At 45.5% G+C, this 20,021-nt stretch carries 10 protein-coding genes; 8 read left to right on the forward strand and 2 right to left on the reverse strand.

Features of this window, described 5'->3' with window-relative positions; genetic code table 11:
* The first annotated feature begins 842 nt into the window (after positions 1 to 842).
* The 3 genes from B050_RS0107985 (at position 843) to B050_RS0107995 (ending at position 5,690) form a co-directional block, all read left to right on the forward strand.
* Positions 843 to 2,951: a bifunctional rhamnulose-1-phosphate aldolase/short-chain dehydrogenase gene (locus tag B050_RS0107985; protein ID WP_018473386.1), complete on the forward strand. Its 2,109-nt coding sequence runs from the start codon at positions 843 to 845 to the stop codon at positions 2,949 to 2,951.
* A 2-nt stretch (positions 2,952 to 2,953) separates the two neighbouring features.
* Positions 2,954 to 4,237: a TIM barrel protein gene (locus B050_RS0107990; RefSeq protein WP_026235733.1), complete on the forward strand. Its 1,284-nt coding sequence runs from the start codon at positions 2,954 to 2,956 to the stop codon at positions 4,235 to 4,237.
* Positions 4,238 to 4,367: 130 nt separating this feature from the next.
* Entirely contained in the window at positions 4,368 to 5,690 is a 1,323-nt protein-coding gene (locus tag B050_RS0107995) for an FGGY-family carbohydrate kinase (RefSeq protein WP_018473388.1), read from the forward strand.
* Between the two features lie 184 nt (positions 5,691 to 5,874).
* Here B050_RS0107995 and B050_RS0108000 read toward each other — a convergent pair whose 3' ends face one another.
* A complete protein-coding gene (locus B050_RS0108000) occupies positions 5,875 to 6,201 on the reverse strand; it encodes a winged helix-turn-helix transcriptional regulator (RefSeq protein ID WP_026235734.1) in 327 nt (108 codons plus the stop codon).
* Positions 6,202 to 6,333: 132 nt separating this feature from the next.
* Between B050_RS0108000 and B050_RS0108005 the strand changes: the two genes are divergently transcribed.
* Together B050_RS0108005 and B050_RS0108010 are read left to right on the forward strand one after the other, a co-directional pair.
* On the forward strand, positions 6,334 to 7,341 hold the full coding sequence (locus tag B050_RS0108005; protein ID WP_018473390.1) for a YhdH/YhfP family quinone oxidoreductase: 1,008 nt from the start codon (positions 6,334 to 6,336) through the stop codon (positions 7,339 to 7,341).
* Between the two features lie 407 nt (positions 7,342 to 7,748).
* Positions 7,749 to 9,128, forward strand: a complete 1,380-nt coding sequence (locus B050_RS0108010; protein ID WP_018473391.1) for a cellulase family glycosylhydrolase — start codon at positions 7,749 to 7,751, stop codon at positions 9,126 to 9,128.
* 348 nt (positions 9,129 to 9,476) lie between these two features.
* On the opposite strand, the gene B050_RS0108025 is transcribed toward B050_RS0108010, so the two are convergent.
* Positions 9,477 to 11,114 (reverse strand): GH39 family glycosyl hydrolase, encoded by a 1,638-nt coding sequence (locus B050_RS0108025; RefSeq protein ID WP_018473393.1) that lies wholly within the window; start codon positions 11,112 to 11,114, stop codon positions 9,477 to 9,479.
* Between the two features lie 388 nt (positions 11,115 to 11,502).
* Between B050_RS0108025 and B050_RS23610 the strand changes: the two genes are divergently transcribed.
* The 3 genes from B050_RS23610 to B050_RS22140 all read left to right on the forward strand — a co-directional run bounded on the left by B050_RS23610 (position 11,503) and on the right by B050_RS22140 (position 19,949).
* Positions 11,503 to 13,053, forward strand: a complete 1,551-nt coding sequence (locus B050_RS23610) for a hypothetical protein (protein WP_018473395.1) — start codon at positions 11,503 to 11,505, stop codon at positions 13,051 to 13,053.
* Positions 13,054 to 13,236: 183 nt separating this feature from the next.
* Entirely contained in the window at positions 13,237 to 15,396 is a 2,160-nt protein-coding gene (locus B050_RS0108045) for a beta-xylosidase (RefSeq protein ID WP_018473396.1), read from the forward strand.
* A gap of 386 nt (positions 15,397 to 15,782) precedes the next feature.
* Positions 15,783 to 19,949, forward strand: a complete 4,167-nt coding sequence (locus B050_RS22140; protein WP_018473398.1) for a hybrid sensor histidine kinase/response regulator transcription factor — start codon at positions 15,783 to 15,785, stop codon at positions 19,947 to 19,949.
* Positions 19,950 to 20,021 lie beyond the last annotated feature (72 nt).

The raw sequence follows: 20,021 nt of genomic DNA on the forward strand, positions 1-20,021 counted from the left end.
AAAGTTGGGCTGCCATTTCATATGCCTCCTAGACACTTCTTTGCACTGTAATGAACGTGGGTGATTATTGCTATTCACTATAAGCTCCTTTTTAGAGGCAGATGAAGTTTATTTGTTTTTGGGACAGGACATTTTTTTGACCGGTTCAGGTACCAGAATTTGTCTTTGGTAGGTTTTGAAGGAAGGTTATTTTTAGGTCAATAATAAACTTTGATTTATTGAGGAAATGGCTTTGTCCTGACTTATTGAATCAAGTGAGGAAGAATTTTTTTTATTAAATAACCCTTCGGCAAAGCCGTGCTATGCTGTCATTATAGAAGTATAATGTCGTGGCTGAGTATCCTTTTATAGCTCCATCTTAGACGCTGAGGTTGATATATGGCTAGGCTAAGAGGCTGAGGAAGGTAAATTCAGATCTTTGGGCTCAGGATGCTTTTCCATGCCTTGAGGAGACCAGTCTTGATTTTAGCTATTCTATTATTTTGAACGTATTTGTTTTTTTACTCCATTAAGATTTAATCCTAAGGTTTTCATTTTTAGATAGTTAATTAGGGTGGGGTGAAGGTGTAATAGGAATATCTATTGATCCGAAAAAAAAACAGACCTTTTTTAGGGAGTGATTAAAGAAATAATATTTGTACCAGTGGGATAGCCCAAAAACAGCCTATAAAACCTTTAAAGGCATTTTTTTCCCTAGCGAACCCTATGAATATGTTATTGATGGGGATTGAATTTTCCTAAAAATCACTTTTAGACCCCTAACGAAACAGGATACATTTGTATCGTGTTCATGATAAATTTGGTCAAGTTATTTAATCTGAAACCATAAAACATCAATTATAATGAATACAGCAGAACGCACATTTAAGCATGTCAATTATCTATGGGATGAGCAGAAAGCCCAGGAGTTAGCAGGGGATGAAGTTGCCCTTTTGATCTACAGGTCCAATATTCTGGGATCTGACTTAAGGATCACCAATTATGGTGGTGGAAACACCAGCTGCAAGACCACAGAAGTGGATCCACTGACCAAGCAGGAAACTGAGGTGATGTGGGTAAAGGGTTCTGGTGGAGACATAGGAACCTTGAAGAAAAGTGGGCTTGCCGGCTTATATCTGGAGAAGCTTCATGCGTTAAAGAACGTGTATAGAGGACTTGAGTTTGAGGATGAGATGGTGGGACTTTTTAATCACTGCATCTATGATCTTGACTCCAAGGCCCCTTCTATAGATACACCATTGCATGCTTTCCTTCCGTTTAAGCATATCGATCATCTTCACCCTGATGCGGCGATTGCGATAGCAGCAGCAAAGGACGGTGAGCAGATCACTCAGGAGCTTTTTGAGGGACAGATCGCTTGGGTGCCATGGCAAAAGCCAGGTTTTGACCTTGCCTTGCAATTGGAAAAAGCCCTTGCCGATAATCCTGGAATCCGTGGCATCATGCTCGGTGGTCATGGACTATTTACCTGGGGAGATACTGCTTTCGAATGCTATGTCAATAGCCTGGAGGTAATCGATAGGGCTTCTCAATATCTGGAAGATAATTATGGCCAATCCCGCCCGGTTTTTGGCGGTCAGAAATTGGAGCCTTTAGCTCCGGCAGACAGAAAAGATCAGGCAGCACTTCTTGCTCCTGTGCTTAGAGGCCTGGCTTCGTCATCCAATAGAATGGTCGGTCACTTCACCGATGATGAGCGCGTACTACAGTTTGCCAATAGCCATGATTTGGAGAAACTTGCTCCTCTAGGGACTAGCTGTCCAGATCACTTCCTGAGAACGAAGATTAGACCTTTGGTACTTGATTTCCCTGCGGACATCGACCTTAGCAATAAAGAAGAGATAAAAGCGAAGCTAGAAAAGGACTTCGAGGCTTATAGAGCCTATTACACTGACTATTACAATGACCATAAGCGGGACAATAGCCCTGCCATGCGTGATTCCAATCCAGTGATCATCCTATGGCCAGGTGTGGGGATGTTTAGCTATGCCAAAAACAAGCAAACGGCCCGAGTAGCGAGTGAATTTTATATCAATGCTATCAATGTAATGCGTGGTGCTGAAGCGGTATCAGAGTATGTAGCTCTGCCACTTCAGGAGGCTTTTGATATTGAATATTGGTTATTAGAAGAAGCGAAGCTTCAAAGAATGCCAAAAGAGCAACCCTTGTCCAGAAAAATCGCCTTGGTAACTGGTGGTGCTGGCGGGATCGGCAAGGCCATCGCTGACAAGCTGGCGAGTGAGGGAGCCTGTGTGTTCATCACAGACATTAATCAGGACCGATTGGATGAGGCCGTTGCGACTTATTCCGGCGATGTAGGAGGAGGAGTATTGATGGATGTCACCAAAGGTGATGATATCATCAGTGCTTATAAAGCTGCTGTACTGAAGTTTGGTGGAGTGGATATCCTTATCAACTGCGCTGGGCTAGCGATCTCTAAACCTATCGAGCAGACTTCAGCTGCCGATTGGGACTTGCTTCAGGATATCCTAGTCAAAGGCCAGTTTGCCATGTCCAAAGCAGGAGTGGAGATCCTTCGTGAGCAGGGACTTGGTGGAGATATAATCAATATAGCAAGCAAAAACGCTCTGGTTTCTGGACCAAATAATATCGGATATGGTACAGCCAAGGCCGCTCAGGTGCATATGAGTAGATTACTCGCTGCTGAGCTCGGTAAGGACAAGATCCGTGTAAACGTGGTAAACCCTGATGCCGTGATCGAAGGAAGCAAAATCTGGGAAGGCGAATGGGCCAAAGGACGTGCCAAAGCTTATGGTATCGCCGTGGAAGAGCTTCCTGCATTCTATGCTAAGCGAACAATCCTGAATGAAATCATCGGAACCAAGGATATTGCAAACGGGGTATTTGCCTTTGTAGGCGGTGACTTGAGCAAGAGTACCGGAAATATACTTAATGTGGATGGCGGCGTTGCGGCGGCTTTTGTGAGATAATTATGCGAATAGATAAACAACAATTAATACAAATAAATGATCAGGCTCTCCCGGACCATCGGGAGAGTTTTGGTCACTTGTCGAAGGTTCTTGCAAAAAAAGGACTGGATGCCAATGAAGTGATCAAGAAGCTTCAGGCCTTCCAGGTGGCGATTCCTAGCTGGGCCCTTGGGACTGGTGGCACTCGATTTGGGAGATTTTCCACAGGTGGTGAGCCGGGGACGCTGGAGGATAAGATTGGCGATGTAGGTTTGCTCCATCAGCTGAGTCAGTCGGCAGGTGCCATCTCCTTGCATATTCCATGGGATATCCCTGGAGATGTACAAGCCGTAAAAGCATTGGCAGATTCCTATGGGCTTGCTTTTGACGCAGTCAATTCTAATACTTTTCAGGATCAGGCTGATCAGGAGCACTCGTATAAGTTTGGCTCATTATGTCATGTGGACAAGGCCGTGCGGCAGCAGGCCATTGATCATAATCTCGAGGTAATCAAATATGGTGATGCCTTAGGCTCCAAGTCGCTTACTGTATGGCTGGCAGATGGATCTTCCTTTCCTGGCCAGCTGAACTTCAAAAGGGCCTTTCAAAGGACCTTGTCCTCCCTTCAGGAGATTTATGCAGGACTACCTGCTGACTGGAAGCTATTTGTGGAATACAAACCTTATGAACCTAATTTCTACTCCACGGTGATCCAGGATTGGGGATCTTCCCATATGTTGGCGGATAAGCTGGGGGATAAAGCCTACAGCCTGGTGGACCTGGGACACCATCTTCCCAATACGAATATCGAGCAGATCGTGGCGACCTTGATGATGGTGGGCAAGCTGGGAGGATTTCACTTCAACGATTCCAAATATGGAGATGATGACCTCACGGTGGGTGCTTTGAAGCCCTACCAATTGTTTCTGATTTTCAATGAGCTAGTCGATGGAATGGAAGACCCTACTTCTACCAATCCCTATCCGGCTTGGATGATCGATGCCAGCCATAACCTTAAAGATCCTATGGAGGATTTGCTGCAGTCATTGGAAGCCATAAAACTGGCCTATGCCCAGGCGCTTCTGGTGGATCGTGCGGCCCTGGAAGAGGCGCGGGAGAATAACGACCCCTCTCTGGCTCAGGAGATTCTTCAGAATGCCTACCGAACGGATGTGAGACCACTTTTGGCAGAGGCTAGACTCCAGTCCAATGGGGCGCTGGATCCGGTCGGAGCCTATAGAAGATTGAATATTAGAAAAGAACTGATCAGCCTTCGTGGAGCCAAAACCATCTCCACAGGCCTTTAGTGCATAGTAAGTTTATCTTTATTTAATACAAAATATCTGGCAATCAGTTTCTTTGTGCCTTCGGTATAATGATTTTATTGAACATGATGAAAAGCGGGCTGATTCGCCAGATATTTGTTAACCCAGTACCATGATGCCATTACCGGTAATTGCCATATTTGATATAGGAAAGACCAATAAGAAATTCTTCCTCTTCGACGAACAGCTGAAGGAGCTAAAGCAGGAATATACCACCATTCCGCTGAGCGTTGATGAAGATGGATTCGAATGCGATGACCTTTCCTTATTGACGCAGTGGATCCAGTCCACCGTCGATCAGATCTGCCAATCACCGGAATATGAGCTCAAAGGAGTGAATTTCTCCACCTACGGAGCTTCTTTTGTACATATCGACAAGGAGGGAAAGCCCCTTACCCCATTATATAATTACCTCAAGGTGATCCCTCAGGAGATCATAGATGAATTTTATTCATCCTATCCTGAGGCCATCAATAATCAGGAAACTGCTTCTCCGTCCTTAGGAATGCTCAATTCGGGAATGCAATTGTATTGGTTGAAAAAAACCAAGCCGGAAGTATTTGCAAAAATCCATCGATCCCTGCACTTTCCACAGTATTTGACCTATCTCTTTACAGGCAAGGCCGTCAGTGAGCCCACCTCCATCGGGTGTCATACCCGATTGTGGGATTTTGAGAAGCAGGATTACCACGAGTGGGTGCATCAGGAAGGGATAGCCCATGTATTACCAAGGATAGTCTCGACCAGCAGTGTGCTGCAAAGTGAGCTCTGCGGTCAAGCTGTGAATATCGGCGTGGGAATTCACGACAGTTCCTCTGCCCTCGCCTCCTACCTCCTGCGAATCAAAGAGCCTTTTCTGCTGATATCTACCGGCACCTGGAGCATCTCTCTGAACCCCTTCACCAAGGACAGCCTGAGCCAGGAAGAATTGGAGAACGACAGCCTGAATTTTCTCAGCATAGATGGCCACACCGTGAAGGCCTCTCGCTTCTTTATGGGCTATGAATTCAACTACCAGATCGACCGTATCAACCAGCATTTTGGAAAGGCGGACAAGTATTATAAAACCATTCCTGCAAATACCAGCATTCTAAACCGTATCAAGTCCGGCAAAGTGAGTTCCACCTTCTTTCCCAGACATATCGCCGCCACACCGATGGTTAAAGCGCTTTTTGGAAATAATGAGTGGAAACCAGAGGAATTTGAAACCTATGATGAGGCTTATCATCATCTGATTTGGGGTCTGACCTTATTACAAGTAAGCTCGCTTAAGGCAGCCCAAGGCAGCTCAGATATCCGCAAGGTCTTCGTAGATGGAGGATTTGTGCACAACGAGGTATTCATGGACCTGCTGGGACATTATTTGGAAGACTATGAATTAGAATTTTCCGATTTCCCCCTCGGCTCGGCCTATGGAGCTGCATTGATGCTATAGGACAGATCAGACCAATAACCAGTAGATACTATAATTATAGATTGCTTCTTTACATTGACGGAGGTATTCCCATGTATTTTTTGAAAAGGCTTAGGATTAAATAAATCCTGTGGCTTTGCTCTCTTGGGATAGCAAAAGGCGATCGTATTGAATTCTAAAAAATAAACCAATTTCCCCCCTCATTTTACTCCTCCAGATCACCTAAGTTGTTTTCGAAGAGGATGCCGGATTTGTACATTCCTTTAAGGGTGGGGTGGATGGTTTTGCCTAGTTCGGTGAGACTATAGATGACTTTTGGGGGGACTTCGGGAAACACTTCGCGGCTGATCAATCCGTCTGCTTCCAGCTCCTTGAGCTGGTGACTTAGCATGCGGTCGCTGATGTCTGGAAGGAGTTTTTGGAATTCGCTGTAGCGCTTCTCACCCTGAAATAAATGGAGGATAATCGTGCCTTTCCGCTTACCCTTGATGGCATTGATAAATGTGTCTATGGGGCAGTAACTTTTTTTCATTTTTTTTTCATTCTGTAGGACGAAATAGGCCAATTTGGAAAGAAATGTGCGTAAGGGGAGTATTTGTAAGCTATTGTGTCCCCAAACAATTATAAGGATATTGGGTTAAATATAAAGAAAAAACCAACGATTATGGAAACCAATAATTCAACTTTTAAGGCTTTTAGAGTAGAGGAAATAAGCGGCAAATTTGCTAGTTCTATCCAAACTATGCCCATGGAATCCCTTGCTGGCGAGGGCTTATTAATCAGGGTTCATTATAGTTCTCTCAATTATAAGGATGCACTTTCTGCCTCCGGCAATAAAGGCGTCACCCGAAAGTATCCCCATACGCCTGGCATCGACGCCGTGGGGACGGTGGTGGAATCTCCGAGTGCAGAATTTGCAGTGGGAGATTCAGTGATCGTTACCAGTTATGATCTGGGAATGAATACCAATGGTGGCTTTGGGGAGTATATTCGCGTGCCAGCAGACTGGGCCCTCAAGCTTCCCAAAAACATGTCTATGCAGGAGGCCATGATCTATGGCACCGCGGGATTGACCGCCGGAATGTCCGTGTGGCAGCTCAGCAAATTGCTGAAACCAGAGGATGGCAAAGTTATCGTGTCTGGGGCTACCGGCGGAGTCGGATCGCTGAGTGTTTCCATTTTGAGTAAGCTGGGATATGAAGTGCTGGCCATCACCGGCAAAGCCTCGGAGGAAGATTACCTCAAGCGGCTTGGAGCCCGGGAGATAATCCTTAGGCAGGATTTTGAAAATCTGGACGCTAAGCCTTTGCTAAAGCCTTCCTATGCAGGTGGAATCGATACCGTGGGGGGACTGATCCTTCAGAATATCATCAAAAGCACCCAGCCAATGGGAGCGATTACCTGCTGCGGAAATGTCGCCTCCCCGAAGTTAGACCTTACCGTATTTCCATTTATACTCAGAGGGATTTCCTTGATAGGGATAGATTCCCAAAACTTCCCGATGAAATTAAGAAAGATCGTCTGGGAAAAGCTGGCTAATGAATGGAAACCAGATACTTTGATGGACACCTTCGACCAAATTAATCTGGATCAGTTGCAAGGAAAAATAGACCTCATGCTGAAGGGCGAACTTAGAAAGCGGACCTTGGTGGAAATGATTAGTGAGGGGTAATCCCCTCCTTTTTTTGGGTGAAGCTAGCACTACCTGCAAAATCTCAAATCAGATAGTCTAGTATTTTAGGCAAACAAATGCTCTTGTAGCGGGTGCTTTGGAAGATTCTTTTCAGCTATTAATTTAACCTTATTTTTTAGTTTCACTTCCTTCACCCCTATATCACGAATCGCCCCAGTTAAGTGCTCATATAACTCTATCTATTATTCTTTGCTCCTACGGAGAATAATAAGGCCTCATCCATCATATGGATGAGGTTTTTATACGATAACACCTGCTTTTTGGACGGATGGAAATAGGATAAATGGCTTCTTTGTGACAGATGAATAAGATTTTACAGCTAGGTAAAAAGTAGCTAGCTGGAAGGATTTTATTCTTTTTCTAAATCCCAAAATAAATAAGAAGTTATGAAAACATGGATTATTGCTGCAGTGATTTTATTGTTAAACCTGCAGGCTTATGCTCAGCTAAACAGTGAATTTAGAGATGAAGAGGGCAGGCAGGTTATTCCTCGAGGCTTTGTGGTCAATACCAATGACGCTTTGGGAGAACTGTTTTATACTTCTTCGGACTATTTGCGGATGGTGCGTATGGGGGCCAATTACCAAGTGATTCGGCTTGAACTGGGAAAGCTCAGTACCTTTCCAGGCAGTAAGCTGGATCCTGATTATTTATTGAAATTGGACAGCCTGGTAAAAATGGGCAAGGAGCAGGGCATGAAAACGGTGTTTAAGATGACCGTATATGGCGTGACAAAGTTCGAATGGGAAGATTTCTATAAAAATGAGAAGGGTGAGCAGGATATTTATATGGCGGCATGGAAGCCCATCTGGGAAAGGTACAAAAATCACCAGGAAGTGGAAGGCTATGACCTGATCAATGAGCCGCGAAAAAAAGATATGGATATCTCCTATCAGGACCTAACGAACGATTATTTGGTGCCAATATATCGAAAAATAATTGATGAGTCCCAAAAGATAAACCCGGATAAGACCTTATATACTCAGTCGATATTTATGAATAAGGGGGATGCTATCAATCATAATCAATATGCAGAAATTACCGCTGCGATAGGGCGAAAGAACGTGGTATTTACCCCGCATATATACCAAAATGACAAGAAATGGATAAGACCGACCATGCTGCGATTTACCAAAGAAGCTGCCCTGCAAGATGGCCCCATCATGGTGGGCGAATGGGGATTTCCTACCTTCCAAACCACCGATTCCTCCGCGGCTGAGCAGCGTGATTTTATGGATTTCTATATCCATACCGTCCACCTATTCGATAGCTTAGGGGTGGGTTCGATAAAAGCGTGGTTTTCCGGCAACCGTAAGATGCAAAACTTCCTGCCTGGGGGCCCTTCCACCTGGGCCATCTTCAGCGACCCCAATGGAATAGGGACGGTGGAGCGCAAATACATCACTGACATCATTGCTAGACCATTTCCGCAGGCTATCGCCGGCGATTTGCAATCCTTTAAATTTGATTTTGCCACCCGAACCCTTACCGTAAACCTCCATTCTGATAATAAAAAAGGGGTTTCCAGGTTGTTTGTAGGCGCCAATAGGCATTATCCGGATGGCTTTTCGGTGCATATCGGTGAGGAAATTATCCTGGTGTATAATCCCATCCATAATGCAGGCTTGGAGGTGCAAAAAAATGAATCCAGCAGCGATGCATCTGACTATATCTGGGACGAGGTACGTCAACAGTTGCTGATTCTCCAATGGCCTAAGGACAATACCGATCTTCAGCTGAGGATTGAGCCGGGTGTCAGCCGCTAAGCTTGACGAGGAAATAATGCCAGATAAAAAGCCTAGTACGCCAGGTGCCTGACTTGCTCCTCGACCCAAAAGAGCATTCATGGCTCCAAAGATAAAGGGGCCAAACCTAAATATATCCATGGCCATTCTCCTCTATAAAAGGAGGATGACCATGGATTTGTTGTTTCAGCTTATATGATTCCTCCATGAACCCATGTTCCGCCAATGATCCTGGCTAAGAGGAATGGAAGTCGATGATCCTAAGGTAGAGGTAAATAAAGCAAAAAATCCACCTGTCTTGAAGAATAAGAAGACTTCAGTCGCAGGTGAATTATTATTTTTGGAATGGGTAGGTGTTTTTGTAAGGTTTTATTGAGGGCTTAGCTCAAGGAGTTTTACGCTATGGGCATTTAGGTGTAACTGTAGCTGTAGGGCGCCGGATTCTACCTTCAGAGATTCATTACTCCTAGTCTGGGGCATGGCTGCCAGTTCGCTATATTTATCTTTATTTGCCGTGAATACGGCTTCCCAGCCCTCTTCGAAATAGTCATCGGGACGGGTTCCATAGATACGTCCATCTGCCTTGATGCCCACGCCCGCACTGATGCAGTCTTCATATAATTCGTGCAAAAACTCCCCATGCTGCTGATCGAGGGTCCACTCATTGAGGGTCCAGTTTTTACTGTTCCTGATCATATTCCCAGTGATGCGAGGGCTAAGGTTTTTGGTGGCGTTACTTGTCCGTTCAGGTTCGTGGTTATAGACCAGCAGGTAGATTTTACCCTCTTTACGAACGGAAATTAATCCCGAGAAGCCCTCAGGTGTGCCCTGTACGGATAGGCGGCTGCCGTTTTCCATTTTGCGGAGCATGCTTACCACATGGCTACGCGGGCTAGGAAGGCCATTTTGGACGTCTAGTCCCCACTCATAGATTTCGGAGATGCCCTGACGATAGACGATATCACTGATCGTCGCATACCAACTGGCTCCGTATTCTGAGCCATCATTGAGGCTAAGGCCGTCATTATTATTTTCATCCTTTAGGATACCAAACTCCTGGATGTCCAGGGGGATATTAGCAAATTTGGGGTGCTTATCTAAGCGCGCGTTGATCTCGGTCATGAAGCCTTCCAGCTTTACCGTATTCTGCTTTAGAAATTCGTAATAGGAGACGCAGAAGAAATCCATACGGGTTCCCACCTCTCCCGTGACATAGTTGGTGCCACTGGCGCAGTGGTCAATGATATCCATGCCCCAGTTGCTATCTGATTGATTTAGGATGATATTGCCAGGGCCTATTTCGATCTCAGGGATGATCGAGGTCACCGCATGCACCGTTTCATCATAGTGCCGGAGGTATTGTTCCTTAGTGCCATTCCAGTGATGAGGAAAGTAATTGGGCTCGGTGCCCACCCTCATCCGCCAGGTTTTTACTTCATCATAGCCAAATTCATCGATAAGTGCTCGGAGGAATGCTTGAATATACTGTCTCCAAAGATTGTAGTTGGCAGGAGGATTCGTATTCCCATAGCGATTATTTTCCTGCTCCTCACTCATATCCCAGGGGACATTATCCAGCACCAGGCGTGGCTTGAAGCCTGTAAGCATAAAATTTCTCATGCTGGTGATCATCCCGCTAAAATCAGTAATGACCTTACCCGATTCATCCACTCCTTTATAGTATTGGTTAAACTTATCGGTACGCCCTCCCAACATCCTCACGAGATTGAAGTGCGTGGTATAGGGCTTGATATCTTCGAGGCTATTTCGGAAGGTGGCAGAATTAAATCGGTTTTGATTAATCATTGGCTTGGTATTCCAAAAAGGGTATAACTCACCAATTATATTTTCGGTATTGACGATCATTATATTTATTGTCGTGTCGGAATCCGCAGAGTCAGATAGACTGCCTTCCCCAAATATCAGTGGGTCTTCCGAGTTTGAACAGGAATATAAAAAGGTAATTCCTAAGAATAATAAAATAATATATTTTGATGAATGTTTCATTTTATATATTGGGGTTTTACGATGGTGAAAAGACTGGGTAGTGATAAATTATGAAGGGGCTCAGGCAGGCTTGAAGTCCCCTAATTCCAATGCCCTAAAATTAAAGTATTCTATTCCTGCAGAATGGAAGAATAATCCTGAAATCTGGTAAACTAGTGCATATCTGCATCCAAATCATGGTTATGACTGATTAGAAGCATATTTTTCCATTACCATTCTGATCCACTAAGCCTCTTGAGCCTAGCCCAAAGGAATCGGATCTGCACAGGAAGTAAGGGCACTTTTGCCTCCCAATAGGAAACCCCATATAAGTCTTAGTGGACTTCTCGGGAGTTGGACTCAGAATGAAATAATAGAGAAGTATTTAATTTTTCCACATTTAATTATTATGATCAAAAAAACAATTTTACCCATTTTAATCTCAGTTCTTGGCATAAGTCAGGAGCTTCATGCCCAGCAGTATCGACCTGAGGCCCCGATAGTAAAGGAGAGCCTCCTCTTTGAGGAGAAAGAGGGCATTCTGGCAGTGGAGGCGGAGCACTTTTTTCAGCAAAGCCTTACGGATATCCGAAAGTGGTATATCTATTCTCAGGAGCAACAGCCAAAACTGGAGCCTGATATAGATGGATTTCATGGCAATCAGGCCAGCAGAAATGGCTATATCGAGCTTCTGCCGGACAGCCGTGAAAATCATGATGATAAGTTGGTGCAGGAGGAAAATTTCACGAATAGCCCTGGTGCGATGGCGGTATTACATTATAAGGTAAAGATCAATACTCCGGGCCGATACTATGTATGGGTACGGGCATTCTCCACTGGCACAGAGGATAATGGCTTGCATGTGGGCTTTGATACTACCTGGCCGGAGCATGGCCAGAGGATGCAATGGTGTGAGGGTAAGAACAATTGGACCTGGGGAAGTCGCCAGCGAACGAAAGAGGAGCATTGCGGCATTGCCAAGGAGATATATCTCGATATTGATGAGGCGGGTGTGCATGATATTCAGTTTAGCATGCGGGAAGATGGTTTTGAGTTTGACAAATTTATATTGACGCAGGACATAGATTATATTCCTCATGGGGTGGGGCCGGAGACACAGGTGGCGGCGGGGACGCTTCCGCCGGCATTTCCGGTGGTAGGTCCACAGATCGCTGCCCCTGCCGGGCGTATTGCGGTGGTGGCGGATGGCAATTCCCCCGATCCGGATGATTTGGGTGGTACAGCCGTGTCCATCGCCCTCTTGCGTGCAGCGGGACTTGAGGATAGACTGGTGCATTATTCGCACAGCTGTGACCTGGAAAGAGGAGACCGGATCTCTGCCCGCGCGGAGAAGGAGCGACATACCCTGATGCAGGTGGCCTGTGATATTACGGCCAGGCGTTGGGGAGGATTTGATGCATTGACTTTTTTTGATGCGCTGTGGCAGGAGGAAGAGACGATAAGCGACCTGGCAGAGGCCATAAATCAGTCCAGTGCGGAGGACCCCTTATGGATCATCGAAGCGGGTGAGCCAGACATTATCGGTAAGGCATTGGAGGCTTCTCAGCCAGATAAGCGCCCCTATGTGAGGGTCATCACGCATCATCCCGCCAATGATGATGCGGGAGACTTTTATTCCTGGCAGCAGATTCTGGATTTTGGGGTCAGCGAAATCAGGATTCCCGACCAAAACACCCTGCTCAAGGTGGACCTTCCTCTCTGGGACTGGGCTAGGGACCATCCGGATCCTAGAATCCAGTGGGTATGGCTGATGGGCAAGGCCGCAGAAATAGATGATGTGGTGAAATTTCAAAAAGGAAAATGGGACTGCTCGGATGCAGGAATGATCTTGTATTGGATCACAGGAGCCACCGATGGCGGCCTGAGCATGGGCACGGTGGAGGATGTGAAATACCTACTGACACAGTATGTGCAGGCCCATCCTGAGGGTGAAAAATGATCTGCTGCGCAATAGGAATTAGCACTTGAAAATAGTCATTGTCTTTCCCGGAACCTTGCTTGCGGGGTTATTTGGCCATATTATGGACGGAATCACCCGTTTTCTAGATTATTTTTTTTTACATAAATCCCTTATTTGTATTCATTAATAATGAATTCAGATTAATTAATATTTATAAGGAAAATGAAGGGAAAATATTTGTTTAAAGGCTTCTCAGGTTTGATTCTATCCACGGCATTATTGCTGTCTTGTCAGGAAAAAAACACGGAGAATGATCGAGATTCGGAAATTGATCGTAAGGTAAGCGCACTATTAAAGGAGATGACGCTGGAAGAAAAGGTGGCTGAACTCACGCAAGATGCCCCACCCAATGACCGTTTGGGCATCCCTATGATGCGTTACAGTGAATGTCTTCATGGCTTATGGCTGCCCGGAGCCACGGTTTATCCGCAGGCGATAGCCCTTGGATCCACCTGGGATCCGGAGTCGATCCGTCAGATGACCACCGCCATCGCCAAGGAAGCCAGAGCGGCCAACCTCACCCACTGCTACTCTCCGAACCTGGATGTGATCTCAGGTGATGCACGATATGGACGAGTGGAGGAATCTTACGGGGAGGATCCGTATTTGGTATCCAGGATGGGTGTCGCATTTATAGAAGGCCTGCAAGGTGTGGGAGAAGAGCAATTTGACGAAAATCACATCTTGGCGACCGCCAAACACTTCGTGGCCTATCCCGAAAATAGAAGAGGCATCAATGGTGGATTCAGTGATATCTCCGAGCGTCGTTTATACGAGATTTTCTTGCCGCCCTTCGAGGCTGCCGTTAAGGAAGCTGGCGTGGGAAGTATCATGCCAGGCCATCAAGACCTCAATGGCGTGCCGTGTCATATGAATGGCTGGCTGCTCCAGGACCTGCTTAGGGATGACTGGGGATTCGATGGATTTATCGTCTCGGATAATAACGATGTGTCTCGCCTGAATCTCATGCATTTTATCGCCAAAAATAGAACTGAAGCCGCCGTAATGGGCTTACAGTCTGGCGTGGATATGGACCTAGTGATCGGTAAGGACCCGGCAAATTCCGCCTATATCATGGATGTTCTGAAAGATACCCTGACCAGTAACCCGGACTTAGTGAGACATGTGGATGAGAGTGTGTCTAGGATTCTGAAGATGAAATATAAGCTTGGGCTTTTCGATCAGGAAAACTCCGATGAGCTCCGGGAAGTGGTAAGCAGCCCGGAAAGTCAGGAACTTGCCCTTGATATTGCCAAGAAAGCAGTGGTCTTATTGAAGAATGAAGATGACCTTTTGCCATTGGATGTACAGAAAATCAAATCTATAGCCGTCATCGGTCCCAATGCGCATGAGGAGGTTCCTGAGGGCTCCCGCTATTCGCTAATGGGTGGATACTCGGGTATCCCGCCATACTATACCTCCGTGCTGGAGGGAATTCAGGCCAAAGTAGGAGATAAGGTAAAGATCAATTATGCTGAGGGTGCTTCCCTAAAAAGTGACTCCAAAGCAGGGTTTCCGGAAGCCATAGCCGCCGCCAAGAAGTCGGATGTGGTGGTATTGGTGATCGGTGGGTCCACCGCCACCTGTGGTGAAGGACTCGACAGGTCTGAGCTGGACCTCTATGGGGTGCAGAATGAACTCGTGGAAGCAATTCACAAAACCGGCAAACCGGTGGTGGCCGTGCTGATCAATGGCAGACCGCTGACCATAAATTATGTCGCCGAAAATATCCCCTCCATCATCGAAAGCTGGTACCTAGGGATGCGTAGCGGCGATGCTCTGGCGGAGGTGCTTTTTGGGGACTATAACCCCGGAGGCAAGCTGACAGTGACATTCCCGAGGTCAGTGGGTCACCTTCCCAGTACCTATCTTGAGCGACCGGATTTTGTGGGCTCGGGCAAAGGACTGTATAGGTTTACCGATAAGTCTCCTCTATTCCCCTTTGGTTTTGGTCTTAGCTATACCACCTTCAACTATAGCAATCTGAGAATTGTGAAAAATAATATCAATGCCGATGAGTCCACCACCGTGGAAGTGGACGTGACCAATACGGGCGCCCGAGCTGGTGATGAGGTGGTGCAGATGTATATCCGCGATGACTTCGCCTCCGTGGGAAGGTACAATAAAATGCTGAAAGGCTTCGAAAGGGTTCCTCTGGAGCCAGGCGAAACCAAAACTGTGAGATTCGAACTCAATGCCGAAAACCTTTCCTTGTATAATCAGAAAATGGAAAAGGTAGTGGAGCCAGGAGATTTCACCATCTCAGTGGGTGGGTCGAGTCTGACGGATGATCTTAATGAGGTGAAATTGACCGTATTATAATCCTGGGCTTACCGCCTGGTGATTCATTTTACCGGATAGTTTTATTATAAATTAATTACTTGATTGGGTCTATTAAAGGGCGGTCCATATGGTCCGACCCTTTTTTCGATTTTGGCGAAGCCCCTATCACTATTCTCTAATCCAAAATAAAAGGGAATACTTAAGCTGCTTTCCCGCAGCAATGGATCCTTACCAAGCCCATCTAGCTCTGATCCAAATGCGAGAACTAGGTTGGCGGGAAGCTTTTGTTATATTTGCTTATTACCTGCTGTAAAGGCTGTTTTTTTAGGAAAAAACACTTATTATACGCAGGAATGAAAGGGTCATCCTGAGCCTGTCCTTGAGAGACTTCTTTATTGCATAGATTAAAATTCTCCATTATTAATATGGTTATCAGACAATTAATAACGCATAAGCCCAAGATTACCCTAGTGTTGATTTTATTGACCTTTAGTTTGGTGAATGGCTTCTGCTATGCGCAAGAGTTGATCAATAATAATTTCCGTCATATCTCCACCTCAGATGGTTATTCTCTAAATTCTGTCAACTCCATTGATCAGGATGAAATGGGAATGATATGGTTTGGGACGCGGAATGGTCTGATGCGGTATGATGGCAAGGAGCTGAAAGTGATGCGCCGAGTGAAGGGGGATATTGAGCAGCTTAGAGCCAATGATATTTTTTCGATCTATTTCGACAGCCTTAAGGGCATCTGGATCGGCAGTAAGGACGGGCTGGGCCTTTATAATCCTCTCATGGATACCACCAAGAATTTTGACTGGAAGGAGTCCACCTTAGAGTCCACCTCCTCGAATCTGATCAATGACATCCTCCGTGTGGACCAGTATGAGGTATGGATGGCCACCAAGAATGGGATAAATGCCTATAATGAGAGTGAAAAGGTCATGTCTTACTATTTGCATGATGCTGATGATCCCAATACTCTAAATAATAACTTCATCACCAGTCTCCTAAAAACTTCCTCAGGGACCATTTGGGTGGGCACACAGTTTGGATTAAATAAGCTGATAACACGAGAAAAAGGGAATATTAAGTTCAAGCGATTTTCTTTCGAAAACTCATCCCCCGCCACTTCCAGCCATCGTTGGGTGTCCTCGATCAAGGAAGATGCCAAGGGAAACCTGTGGGTAGGCACACATAGGGGATTATTTTATTTCGATGTGATCACCGAGAAATTCGAGCAGTTTGGAGTGAAGGATGATCAGCAATTGACCAATGAACTTGTGCAGGACATTACTCTAGATGAGCACCAGCGGATCTGGGTGGCCACATATGACGGCTTGAATGTGCTGGATAGCAGCCATAAGTTGCTTCATAAATTCAAACATGACCCCAAGAAAACTAATGGTTTGGCGGGTAATAATATTCGAGCATTATTTACTGATAAAGAGGGAGGAATATGGATATCCACCTATTTTGGAGGGGTAAATTATTGGGATGACAATGAGCTGAACTTTGAGAAGATAGAGGAAAGAAGTGGCACTCAGCTGGGGTATAATGTGGTCAGCTCCATGATAGAAACTGAGGATGGCCAGGTGTACTTTGGTACGGAGGGCGCTGGTCTTAATATTATGGAGAATGAATCAGGTCGATTCAAGAAAATCAATCAGCTATCACGAGGCAATTTTATTGGCTCGGTCAAAGCGCTGGTGTATGAAGGTAATGACAAACTATGGATAGGCACTTTCACCCGCGGATTGATCTATCTGGACCTCAATAGTCGGGAATTTAAGGAGTACAGGATGAAGCCTACCAATAGGGAGAAATACAATTCAGGGATGTCTTCAGACCAGATCATCTCCCTCAGCAGGTCCAGAGATGGAAGGATCTGGATAGGAACCCTTAATAGGGGCCTTGATCTATTCGATCCTAAGACCAACGAATTTATCAATTTTAACACAAATCCTGAGACCCCATTTATCCCTAATAATAATGTACGTGCCATTCTGCAGAGCAGGGAGGGGGATATGTTTGTGGGGACAGGTGAGGGCCTGTGTGTGATGATGACGGGATCCTACCAAAAGTCAGAATACAAATTTCAGTTTTTCGAGATGGCCAATGGGGACGAAAATAATCTCTATATCCATGATATCCTGGAGGATAAAAACGGGAAGATATGGCTGGGAGCTCAGAATTTCGGCTTGTTCTATGTGGACGGGAGCAAGATCTATTCGGCCAATATACCGGGCGTATCGAGTATATTTTCGATGGTGGAGGATCATGAGGGGCGATTATGGATGAGCACAGAGGAGGGGATCCTATCCTATGATCCGAGTACGGGCAAGCATAAGGTGTTTAACCATAATGATGGTGTGCAGGCCAATGAATTTAACCGGGGTGCAAAATTATATACTTCTAAGGGAAGGGTGTTTTTTGGAGGGGCTTCAGGCGTAAGCACCTTTGTTCCCCAAAACCTAAAGAAATCCAATGGCTATGCTCCACCGGTGGTGATCACCGGCCTGCGAGTATCGGACCACACGGTCTCCGCTCAGGATAGTACGGGGATTTTGAGGCAGTCGATCGAATATACCAAGGAAGTGACGCTGGATTACGATCAGAATATATTCACGATTCACTTTGCTATGCCCAATTATGTGAATTCTGAAAAAAACACCTACCAATATCGCCTCAGGGGCCTGGATGATCACTGGGTAAGCACGACCAATTCCTTCGTCTCCTATACCATCCAGCGGGGTGGCGACTATGTCTTTGAGGTGAAAGGAGTCAATAGCGATGGTAAGGAATCTGCGGTGGTGACGCCGCTAAAGGTAAAGGTGAAAAGTGCACCTTGGCTCACCGGCTGGGCCTATACGCTATATGGATTATTGATTTTGGCCGCCTTGATCGTGTTTATTTATTTCTTTAAGTCACGAATAAGACTGCAGCATAAGCTGGAAATGGAAACTCAGGAATTTCTAAATCAGCAAACGCTAAACCAGCAGAAACTACAGTTTTTTACTAATATCTCTCATGAATTCCGCACACCTCTCACTCTGATCTCGGGCCCCTTGGAAAAGTTGATTTCCAACTATAAAGGCCCCAGCTCAGTATTCCGACAGCTGCAGGTAATCAAGAGAAATACCGATCAGCTCTTTAAGCTGATCAATGAGCTGATGGATTTTAGGAAACTGGAGAGCAAGCAGATGAAGCTCCAAGCTGCGGAGGGTAATATAGTGAAGTTTGCCCATGAGATATTCCTGTCCTTCGTGCAGCAAGCCAAGATCAATAAGCTGGAATATACTTTCCTCCCGCAGCAGGAGGAGATAGCGGTGTATTTTGATAGGGATAAATTAGAAAAAGTACTTTATAATCTGATCTCCAACGCCTTCAAATATACTCCCAAAAAGGGCAAAATCGAGGTCATCATTAGTCAGTCAGAGGGCAAGGTACATATCAATGTAAAAGACAGTGGAATCGGGATGGGGCCTGATCACCTGGAGAAGATCTTCGACAGATTCTATGAAATACCGCATCAAAAAAGTCAGGCCAAGGTAAGCTATGGTTCAGGGATAGGGCTGGCGATAGCGAAGAATGTGATGGACCTGCATAAGGGCGAGCTGCGTGTGGAAAGTGAAGAGGGCCGGGGAAGTGATTTTGTCATGACCCTGCGCATGGGAAGGGAGCACCTTACGGAGGAGGAAATAATCCCTTCCTTCAGAGGCAGTGAAGATATCAGCCAATACAAGGCTTCCGAAGCACTTATGGAAATAGGAGATCACGACCTGTCCAGTGAGGAGGCCGATAGGGAAGCGGAGAAAAACGGCAGCATCCTTATCGTGGAGGATAATCCTGAAATCGGTCAGTTTATCCAAAGCATTCTTGCTGATGAATATAAGGTGACCCTAGTAGAAAATGGAGCTATTGGTTGCCAAAAAGCCCTATCTATTCAGCCAAACCTCATCATAAGTGATGTGATGATGCCAGTGATGGATGGAATAGAATTCTGCGCAAAGATAAAATCAGATATTCGCACCAGCCATATTCCTTTTATCCTGCTGACGGCCCGGACTTCTCTGGTGTACAAATATAATGGGCTGGAATCAGGAGCGGATGAGTACCTGAGCAAGCCCTTTGAGGTGAAAGAGCTGCTGCTGAAGTGCAGGAATATCATGACTACTCACAAAAAACTCAAGGAGAAAATCGCCGACACGGGGGAATTTGCCCCTTCCGAGGTAAATGTAAATTCCCGGGATGAGGAGATGATGAAAAACGCCATCCAGACCATCAAAGATAATATTGATAATGAATTTTTTGATATCCAGTTTCTCTGTGAAGAGCTGGCGATAAGCCGGTCGTTATTATTCACAAAGTTCAAAGCATGGACCAATCAGACCCCTAATGATTTCATTCTCCTGACGCGGATGAAGAAGGCCGCCAATTTATTTGAACAAGGCAATAATAATATCTCCGAAGTCGGCTATCAAGTAGGATTTAAGAATCCGAATTATTTTTCCAAGACTTTCAAAAAACATTACGGCCTCAGTCCAAAAGCCTATATAAAAAGGTTTAAAGACAATCTGGGCGTTGAATAGTGCAATTTCTGGCTGGTTTTGAACTATATCACCTGTTTTCTGGATAATCCTTAAGTTAAAATTTGCCTCCTT

The sequence above is a fragment of the Echinicola pacifica DSM 19836 genome, from assembly GCF_000373245.1.
GTDB classification, from domain to species: Bacteria; Bacteroidota; Bacteroidia; order Cytophagales; family Cyclobacteriaceae; genus Echinicola; species Echinicola pacifica.

What these genes read in the sequence shown, in the direction of transcription:
- B050_RS23610 (WP_018473395.1), top strand. Translation starts at nt 11,503, where the DNA reads ATGATCAAAAAAACAATTTTACCCATTTTAATCTCAGTTCTTGGCATA.
- B050_RS22140 (WP_018473398.1), top strand. Translation starts at nt 15,783, where the DNA reads ATGGTTATCAGACAATTAATAACGCATAAGCCCAAGATTACCCTAGTG.
- B050_RS0107990 (WP_026235733.1), top strand. Translation starts at nt 2,954, where the DNA reads ATGCGAATAGATAAACAACAATTAATACAAATAAATGATCAGGCTCTC.
- B050_RS0107995 (WP_018473388.1), top strand. Translation starts at nt 4,368, where the DNA reads ATGATGCCATTACCGGTAATTGCCATATTTGATATAGGAAAGACCAAT.
- B050_RS0108025 (WP_018473393.1), bottom strand. Translation starts at nt 11,114, where the DNA reads ATGAAACATTCATCAAAATATATTATTTTATTATTCTTAGGAATTACC.
- B050_RS0107985 (WP_018473386.1), top strand. Translation starts at nt 843, where the DNA reads ATGAATACAGCAGAACGCACATTTAAGCATGTCAATTATCTATGGGAT.
- B050_RS0108005 (WP_018473390.1), top strand. Translation starts at nt 6,334, where the DNA reads ATGGAAACCAATAATTCAACTTTTAAGGCTTTTAGAGTAGAGGAAATA.
- B050_RS0108010 (WP_018473391.1), top strand. Translation starts at nt 7,749, where the DNA reads ATGAAAACATGGATTATTGCTGCAGTGATTTTATTGTTAAACCTGCAG.
- B050_RS0108045 (WP_018473396.1), top strand. Translation starts at nt 13,237, where the DNA reads ATGAAGGGAAAATATTTGTTTAAAGGCTTCTCAGGTTTGATTCTATCC.
- B050_RS0108000 (WP_026235734.1), bottom strand. Translation starts at nt 6,201, where the DNA reads ATGAAAAAAAGTTACTGCCCCATAGACACATTTATCAATGCCATCAAG.